The organism is Streptomyces sp. NPDC037410, from assembly GCF_055602235.1.
The window spans coordinates 107,145-115,342 of record NZ_JBVJWR010000025.1 but is presented as its reverse complement, the minus strand read 5'-3'; the positions used below and the strand labels follow the sequence as shown (position 1 = coordinate 115,342).

The following is an 8,198-nucleotide window of genomic DNA, read 5'->3' as shown; positions in this document are numbered from 1 at the left end:
CCCCCCCCCCCCCCCCCCCCCCCCCCCCCCCCCCCCCCCCCCCCCCCCCTCTCCCTCCCCCCCCCCCCCCCCCCCCCCCCCCCCCCCCCCCCCCCCGCCCTCTGGCGTACGCGGGCGCGCTCAGCGCCGCGGCACGGCCTGCCCGCTCGCCGCGTCCACCACGGGCCGGTCGCCGAGCGGGCTCTGCAGCGTCACGGTCAGCGTGATCTCCTTGGCGATCATGATGCAGGCCCGCCCGGGGTCGGACTTCTCGTCGATCCGCACGGTCACCTTCTCCGGGGTCTCCATGGCCTTCGCGGTGTACGTGCTGCACACCCCGCCCCAGAAGGTGACCGTCAGCTTCCGGCCGTCCTCCGCCGTCCGGAACGACTCGATCCGGCGGGCCGGCGCCGTGCCCTCGTCCGGCGGCGACAGGTACTCACGGGCCACCGCCGGCTCCACCACCGTGTAAGGCGCCGCGTCCACCGGGTCCGCCGTGAACAGCCACGCCGGTACGAGCAGCCGCTCGCCGGCCACGTCCTGCGCGGCGAGGCCGAAGACGGCGCCCGTGACCGGGACCTCGGTCGGCGGCGCGGTGTCCGCGGGGGTCCGGCAGGGCACGGCCGGGGCGGGCTTCCCGCTCTCCCTGCCGTTCCCGTCGACCCCGGCTCCGGCCGGCGGGTCGGTCGCGCAGCCGCCGATGCCGGCCGGGCCGGTGCCCTTCGACGCCTCGTTCAGCTCCGCGAGCGCCTTCTCCGCCCCGATCGCCGGGTACGTGTCGCCCTTCACCGGCTCCTTGAGCGTCCCGCTCCCGGCGACCGGCCGGCCGTCCGGGCCGATGTGCAGCCCCGTCGACCAGCCGTAGGTCGGCAGCCCGTCCACCACCGGATCGGCGTTGACGACCCGCACCGAGCCGTTCATCACCTGGGTCGCGGTGACCTTCGCGTCGTCCTGGCCGAGCGCCTTCAGGACGGGGACGGCCGCCGCCTTCGCCGCGGCCTCGCTCACCGGCGTACGACCGGTGGTCGGGGGCTTCGCCTGCCCCGGGGGCGGGCACGCCGGGCCCTTGAGACAGGCGTCGCCGGCCGGACCGCCGTCGTACCAGGAGTACGTCCAGCTGCCGGGAGCGGCCTTCGCCACGTCCAGACGCGGACCCTGGCCGTCCTTCTCGGGCCGGATCGTCCAGACGTCCCCGACGAGCACCGGCCGGCCCTCGATCCCGAGCGCCTCGGCCAGCCTGGTCACCTCCGCTGAGGTGACCAGGCCCTCGGGCCGGTGGACCGCGGCCGAGGAGGGCCCATGGGGGAGGGGGCCCTTGGCTTTGTAGACGGTCCCGTGCGCACCGCCGCTCGGATCGGGCTCACCGGGCGCGATCCCGCGACCGCCGCTCGGGTCGTGCTCGCCGACGGCGATCCCGGGACCGCCGCCGGCCTTCAGGGGCGGAGGCGGCGGTGACCCGCCCGCGTCGGCAGCCCCGACCGGCGTGGCGTCGCCCGCTGCCGTGGTGGCCAGATAGACGCCACCGCCCCCGGCGAGCAGCACACCCGCCGCCACCGAGGCGGCGAGGACGTTCCGTCGCCTCCGCACGTTCTCCGTACCGCTCACCGCAACGCTCCCTCGTCTCGACCGGACGCCGATGGGACGGAGCGGACGCGCGGACGGTTCCGTCCGTCAGCCGCCGTACTCGGCGGTGGCGTCGATCAGCCGCGCCGAGGCCGCCGGGACGACGACCCCGTGGATCGACGCGGGGGAGACCCGTACGGGCCTGGGAGAGACCGGAGTGACCCAGTGGGGGGCCATCCGAGCGCCGTCCCCGCGCAGCTGGGCGAGGCTCAACTCGGACTCGTGTCGCTCGCGAGGAGCGGGGTACATGGTCATGGGCGCACCGTATGCACCGCACCACTCCGGGGAAAAGACCTACTCTGGGGTAGTTTCCACTGTTCGGCAGGACACCGACCAGCGGGTAGCGTGAACTGTCGCCCTTCGTTCGAGCGCTTCACGCGCCCCTACTGAACTCCGCAGGAGCACCCCGCCGTGCGTATCGCAGTCACCGGCTCCATCGCCACCGACCACCTCATGACCTTCCCCGGCCGGTTCGCCGACCAGCTCGTGGCCGACCAGCTCCACACGGTGTCCCTCTCCTTCCTCGTGGACAACCTGGACGTGCGCCGGGGAGGTGTCGCCCCCAACATCTGCTTCGGCATGGGGCAGCTCGGCGGCAGCCCGATCCTGGTCGGCGCGGCCGGCTACGACTTCGACGAGTACCGCGCCTGGCTCGACCGGCACGGCGTCGACACGGCCTCCGTGCGGATCTCCGAGGTCCTGCACACCGCCCGCTTCGTCTGCACCACCGACGCGGACCACAACCAGATCGGCTCCTTCTACACCGGCGCGATGAGCGAGGCCCGGCTGATCGAGCTCAAGGCCGTCGCCGACCGCGTGGGCGGGCTCGACCTGGTCCTCATCGGCGCCGACGACCCCGAGGCGATGCTCCGCCACACGGAGGAGTGCCGGACCCGGTCCATCCCCTTCGCCGCCGACTTCTCCCAGCAGATCGCGCGCATGGACGGCGAGGAGATCCGCACGCTGCTCGACGGCGCGAAGTACCTCTTCTCGAACGAGTACGAGAAGGGCCTCATCGAGTCCAAGACCGGCTGGACCGAGGAGGAGATCCTCTCCCGCGTCGGCCACCGCATCACCACCCTCGGCTCGCGCGGCGTGCGCATCGAGCGGGTCGGCGAGACCCCCATCGAGGTCGGCTGCGCCGAGGAGACGGCCAAGGTCGACCCCACCGGCGTCGGCGACGCCTTCCGCGCGGGCTTCCTCACGGGCCTGTCCTGGGGCGTCGGCCTGGAGCGGGCGGCGCAGGTCGGCTGCATGCTGGCGACGCTGGTCATCGAGACGCTGGGGACGCAGGAGTACACGCTGCGGCGGGCGCACTTCATGGAGCGGTTCACGAAGGCGTACGGCGAGGAAGCGGCCACGGAAATCCACGCCCACCTGTCCTGACCCACGGGGCCCCGCGCCCGGCGGGGCCGGCCCCCCCGTGGCCCGCGCCCTGCTGGGCGGTGCCCACCCCCGTGTGGGCAATCGTCCCGCAGGGCGGGACGGGTGGGCACACGGGACGGCGCCCTTAGCGGCGCCTCCGCGTTCCGCGCCTGGACCCGCACCACGTTGTGCGTCGCACGTCAGGTGCGGGTCCGGGCTCGGGAGCCTCTGGCGCCGGCAGGGCGCGGGTCCGTTGTGCCCACCCTCCCCCAAGCTCTCGGCTTCGCTCGAGCAGGGGGGACCCCCATCGCCCCTGCGGAACGTATGCCCACAACGGGGGCGCAGGCCCCGCAGCCGACGGGGTCGGCCCGTAAACGGGGCGCGTGTTACGAGGTGCGGCGGACGACGTACGCCGTGCCGCCGCCCGGCCACGCCGACTCGCCGACGTACTCCTGCCCCCGCATCTCGCACCACGCCGGAATGTCGAGCCGCGCCGCCTCGTCGTCCGAGAGCACCGTCACCGTCCCGCCCACCGGCACGTCGCCGATGACCTTCGCGAGTTCGATCACGGGGATCGGGCACCGCTTGCCCAGGGAGTCCACGACGAGCGAGCCGGAGGGCGTCGGCGCGGACGGCGCGGAGACGGGGGCGCCGAGCCGCTCCCGTACCCCCGCCACCACCCCCGGCAGCACCGCGAGGAAGCCGTCCACGTCCGACTCCGACGTCCCCGCCGGCAGGGACACCCGGACGTTCCCCTCGCTCAGCACCCCCATCGCGCGCAGCACATGGCTGGGCGTCAGCGTGGAACTCGTACACGACGAACCGGACGAAACGGAGAAACCCTCCCGGTCCAGCTCGTGCAGAAGCGTCTCCCCGTCGACGTACAGGCAGGAGAACGTGACGAGATGGGGCAGCCGGCGCACCGCGTCGCCCACCACCTCCACGTCCGGCACCAGCTCCGGCACCCGCGCCCGGATCCGGTCCACGAGCGCCCGCAGCCGCGCCCCCTCGGCGGCCGCCTCCGCCCGTACCGCGCGCAGCGAGGCCGCCGCCGCCACGATCGCCGGCAGGTTCTCGAAGCCCGGCGCCCGCCCCGACTCCCGTTCGTCGGAAGGGCCTTGCGGCGCGAACCTGGCCCCCTTCCGTACGGCGAGCAGCCCGACGCCCGCCGGACCGCCCCACTTGTGCGCGCTCGCCGCGAGCAGCGACCAGCCCGCCGGCACCGGCCCCCAGCCCAGCGACTGCGCCGCGTCCACGAGCAGCGGCACGTCCGCCGCCCGGCAGGCCTCGGCGACCTCGGCCACCGGCTGCTCGGTCCCCACCTCGTGGTTGGCCGACTGGAGACACGCCAGGGCCGTGCCGGGGGCGAGGGCCGCCGCGAAGGCGTCCGCGTCCACGGCCCCCGACCGGTCGACCGGCACCTCGGTCACCGTGCCGCCCGCCGCCGCGTGCGCCTCGCCCGCGTGCAGGACGGAGGAGTGTTCGACCGCGGAGACGACGAGCCGGTTTCCGACACGCCGACGCCCCGCGAGCGCGCCGGAGATCCCGGCGTGAACCGCGCGCGTCCCCGAAGGAGTGAACACCAGCTCGTCCGGCCGGCACCCCACGGCCTCCGCGGCGGCCTCGCGGGCCGCGTCGAGCAGCAGCCGGGCCCGCCGCCCCTCCCGGTACAGCCGGGCCGGGTCGGCCCAGCCCTCGTCGAGGGAGGCGAGCAGCGCCTGACGGGCGACGGGGTGCAGCGGGGCGGCGGACGCGGCGTCGAAGTACGGCATCCGCCCACGGTAGGCCCTGTGACGGGCCGTCCCTCGTCGCCCCCGGCCCGGCCCCTCCACGTCACCCGGGCGACCGGCGGGCGCGCCTCGTCGCCCACGCCCATGACCCCCCGTCACCACCCCGCCCCACCACGCCGGCAGCCCCCCGAACGGGCCTCGCCGGCCCCCCTCCGGAGGGTCGGAGTCCACCCCTTCGGGGGCTCGGACGGCGCGTTGGGCACCCTCCCCGCGCGACCCCAAATAGCGTCCAGTAGGGTTTGGTCCGCATAAACATCCAAACCCCTGCCCGCGGCCGGGGCGGCGACCGACCAGCGAGACGGACGGCCGTGGCCGACCACTGCGGGCCGAGACTCTCGGGAAGGCGCTACGTGAGTCCCAACGGCTCCGACCGCTCGTCGCGGCGCCCGATGCGGCGGAAGCTGCCGCAGGTGCTGACTGCGGGCCTGATCCTGGCGACAGCCACCGGCTGCTCGTACAACTGGGAAGACTTCCCCCGCCTTGGTATGCCCACCCCCGTCACGGAAGAGGCGCCTCGGATCCTCTCCCTCTGGCAGGGCTCCTGGGCCGCCGCCCTGATCACGGGCATCCTGGTGTGGGGCCTGATCCTCTGGGCCACCATCTTCCACCGGCGCAGCCGGACCAAGGTCGAGGTACCTCCGCAGACCCGTTACAACATGCCCATCGAGGCGCTGTACACGGTCACTCCGCTCATCATCGTCTCGGTGCTCTTCTACTTCACCGCACGCGACGAGTCGAAGCTCCTCGAGCTCACCCCGAAGCCGCCCCACACGGTCAACGTGGTCGGCTACCAGTGGAGCTGGGGCTTCAACTACATCGAGAACGTGCCCGGTGTGCAGGGTGACGCCAAGACGGACAAGAACCTCGCCTCGCTCCCGGACAAGTTCCTCGCGGACTTCCCGGAGAACGCGGGCGGTGTCTACGACGCCGGCATCCCCGGCGACCGGAACCCGCAGACCGGCAACCCGGGCCCGACCCTGTGGCTGCCGAAGGGTGAGAAGGTCAGGTTCGTCCTGTCCTCCCGTGACGTCATCCACTCCTTCTGGGTGGTCCCCTTCCTCATGAAGCAGGACGTCATTCCGGGTCACACCAACGCCTTCGAGGTCATCCCGACGCAGGAGGGCACCTTCCTCGGGAAGTGCGCCGAGCTGTGCGGTGTCGACCACTCCCGGATGCTCTTCAACGTCAAGGTGGTCTCTCCGGAGCGCTACCAGGCTCACCTGAAGGAGCTGGCCGCGAAGGGGCAGACCGGCTACATCCCGTCTGGCATCGAGCAGACGGACCCGGCCAGGAATGCGGAGAAGCACCAACTGTGAGCATTCACGACGAAACCCAGGCCGCCGCAGCTGAGGACTCGTACGAGAACGAGCTGCCCGTACGGCGCAAGCAGCCCGGCAACGTGGTCATCAAGTGGCTCACCACCACGGACCACAAGACGATCGGTACGCTCTACCTCGTCACGTCGTTCGTCTTCTTCTGCATCGGCGGACTCATGGCGCTCTTCATGCGCGCCGAGCTGGCCCGTCCGGGTACGCAGATCATGTCGAACGAGCAGTTCAACCAGGCGTTCACGATGCACGGCACGATCATGCTGCTGATGTTCGCGACGCCGCTGTTCGCCGGATTCGCGAACTGGATCATGCCGCTGCAGATCGGCGCGCCCGACGTGGCGTTCCCGCGGCTGAACATGTTCGCGTACTGGCTGTACCTCTTCGGCTCGATCATCGCGGTGGCCGGCTTCCTCACCCCGCAGGGTGCGGCCGACTTCGGCTGGTTCGCCTACTCCCCGCTGTCGGACGCCGTCCGCTCGCCGGGTGTCGGCGCCGACATGTGGATCATGGGTCTGGCCTTCTCCGGCTTCGGCACGATCCTCGGTTCGGTCAACTTCATCACCACGATCATCTGCATGCGCGCTCCGGGCATGACGATGTTCCGCATGCCGATCTTCGTCTGGAACGTGCTGCTGACCGGTGTCCTGGTCCTGCTCGCGTTCCCGGTCCTCGCGGCCGCGCTGTTCGCCCTGGAGGCGGACCGCAAGTTCGGTGCCCACGTCTTCGACGCGGCGAACGGCGGAGCACTGCTCTGGCAGCACCTCTTCTGGTTCTTCGGACACCCAGAGGTGTACATCATCGCCCTGCCGTTCTTCGGCATCATCTCCGAGGTCATCCCGGTCTTCAGCCGTAAGCCGATGTTCGGCTACATCGGTCTGGTGGCCGCGACCATCGCGATCGCCGGTCTGTCCGTGACCGTGTGGGCCCACCACATGTACGTCACCGGTGGCGTACTCCTTCCGTTCTTCTCCTTCATGACGTTCCTCATTGCCGTACCGACCGGCGTGAAGTTCTTCAACTGGATCGGAACGATGTGGAAGGGCTCACTGTCCTTCGAGACCCCGATGCTCTGGGCCGTCGGCTTCCTGATCACCTTCACCTTCGGTGGTCTGACCGGCGTCATCCTGGCCTCGCCCCCGATGGACTTCCACGTCTCCGACTCGTACTTCGTCGTGGCGCACTTCCACTACGTCATCTTCGGCACCGTCGTCTTCGCGATGTTCTCCGGCTTCCACTTCTGGTGGCCGAAGTTCACCGGCAAGATGCTCGACGAGCGCCTCGGCAAGATCACGTTCTGGACGCTGTTCGTGGGCTTCCACGGCACGTTCCTGGTGCAGCACTGGCTCGGTGCCGAGGGCATGCCGCGTCGTTACGCGGACTACCTCGACGCCGACGGCTTCACCGCGCTGAACACGATCTCGACGATCTCGTCCTTCCTGCTCGGTCTGTCGATCCTGCCGTTCTTCTACAACGTCTGGAAGACCGCCAAGTACGGCAAGAAGATCGAGGTCGACGACCCGTGGGGCTACGGCCGTTCGCTCGAGTGGGCGACGTCCTGCCCGCCGCCGCGGCACAACTTCCTCACCCTGCCGCGGATCCGTTCGGAATCCCCGGCGTTCGACCTGCACCACCCTGAGATCGCCGCTCTCGACCAGCTCGAGAACAAGCCGCACGAGGCCGTGGCCCTCACGGGCAGCAAGGAGGCCGGCAAGTGAAGATCCAGGGCAAGATGTTCATCTGGCTGAGCGTCTTCATCCTTGCCATGGCGATCGTGTACGGCGTCTGGAGCAAGGAGCCGGTCGGTACGACGGCGCTCTTCCTGGCCTTCGGCCTGTCCATCATGATCGGCTACTACCTGGCCTTCACGGCCAAGCGTGTCGACGCGATGGCGCAGGACGACAAGGAGGCCGACGTCGCGGACGAGGCCGGTGAGGTGGGCTTCTTCGCCCCGCACAGCTGGCAGCCGCTCTCGCTGGCCACCGGTGGCGCGCTCGCCTTCCTCGGCGTCGCGATGGGCTGGTGGATCCTCTACTTCTCCGCCCCGCTGATCCTCGTCGGCCTGTTCGGCTGGGTCTTCGAGTTCTACCGCGGCGAGAACCAGAACCAGTAG

At 71.2% G+C, this 8,198-nt stretch carries 7 protein-coding genes; 4 read left to right on the top strand and 3 right to left on the bottom strand.

All coding sequences use genetic code 11. From position 1 onward, the window contains the following. Positions 1–120: 120 nt before the first annotated feature. Positions 121–1,584 carry a hypothetical protein gene (locus ACZ7HT_RS31915; RefSeq protein ID WP_471172213.1) on the bottom strand — a complete coding sequence of 488 codons (1,464 nt, stop codon included), beginning with the start codon at positions 1,582–1,584 and terminating at the stop codon, positions 121–123. Between the two features lie 66 nt (positions 1,585–1,650). Continuing rightward, positions 1,651–1,857 carry a hypothetical protein gene (locus ACZ7HT_RS31910; RefSeq protein WP_471172210.1) on the bottom strand — a complete coding sequence of 69 codons (207 nt, stop codon included), beginning with the start codon at positions 1,855–1,857 and terminating at the stop codon, positions 1,651–1,653. A 156-nt stretch (positions 1,858–2,013) separates the two neighbouring features. On the opposite strand from ACZ7HT_RS31910, the gene ACZ7HT_RS31905 reads away from it, so the two are divergent. After that, positions 2,014–2,988, top strand: coding sequence for a carbohydrate kinase family protein (locus ACZ7HT_RS31905; RefSeq protein WP_471172208.1), 975 nt, complete (start codon positions 2,014–2,016; stop codon positions 2,986–2,988). 365 nt (positions 2,989–3,353) lie between these two features. Here ACZ7HT_RS31905 and ACZ7HT_RS31900 read toward each other — a convergent pair whose 3' ends face one another. Then, complete coding sequence (locus ACZ7HT_RS31900) at positions 3,354–4,739, bottom strand: aminotransferase class V-fold PLP-dependent enzyme (RefSeq protein WP_471172206.1); 1,386 nt, start codon at positions 4,737–4,739, stop codon at positions 3,354–3,356. Positions 4,740–5,107: 368 nt separating this feature from the next. Here ACZ7HT_RS31900 and ctaC point away from each other — a divergent pair, with 368 nt between their 5' ends. From ctaC to ACZ7HT_RS31885, 3 genes are read left to right on the top strand one after another with little or no spacing between them, the layout of a single operon-like run. Next, positions 5,108–6,073, top strand: a complete 966-nt coding sequence (gene ctaC / locus ACZ7HT_RS31895) for an aa3-type cytochrome oxidase subunit II (RefSeq protein ID WP_471172204.1) — start codon at positions 5,108–5,110, stop codon at positions 6,071–6,073. Next, complete coding sequence (ctaD, locus tag ACZ7HT_RS31890; RefSeq protein ID WP_471172201.1) at positions 6,070–7,803, top strand: aa3-type cytochrome oxidase subunit I; 1,734 nt, start codon at positions 6,070–6,072, stop codon at positions 7,801–7,803. The genes ctaC and ctaD overlap by 4 nt, the downstream gene beginning before the upstream one ends. Further along, positions 7,800–8,198 (top strand): cytochrome c oxidase subunit 4, encoded by a 399-nt coding sequence (locus ACZ7HT_RS31885; RefSeq protein WP_471172200.1) that lies wholly within the window; start codon positions 7,800–7,802, stop codon positions 8,196–8,198. The genes ctaD and ACZ7HT_RS31885 overlap by 4 nt, the downstream gene beginning before the upstream one ends.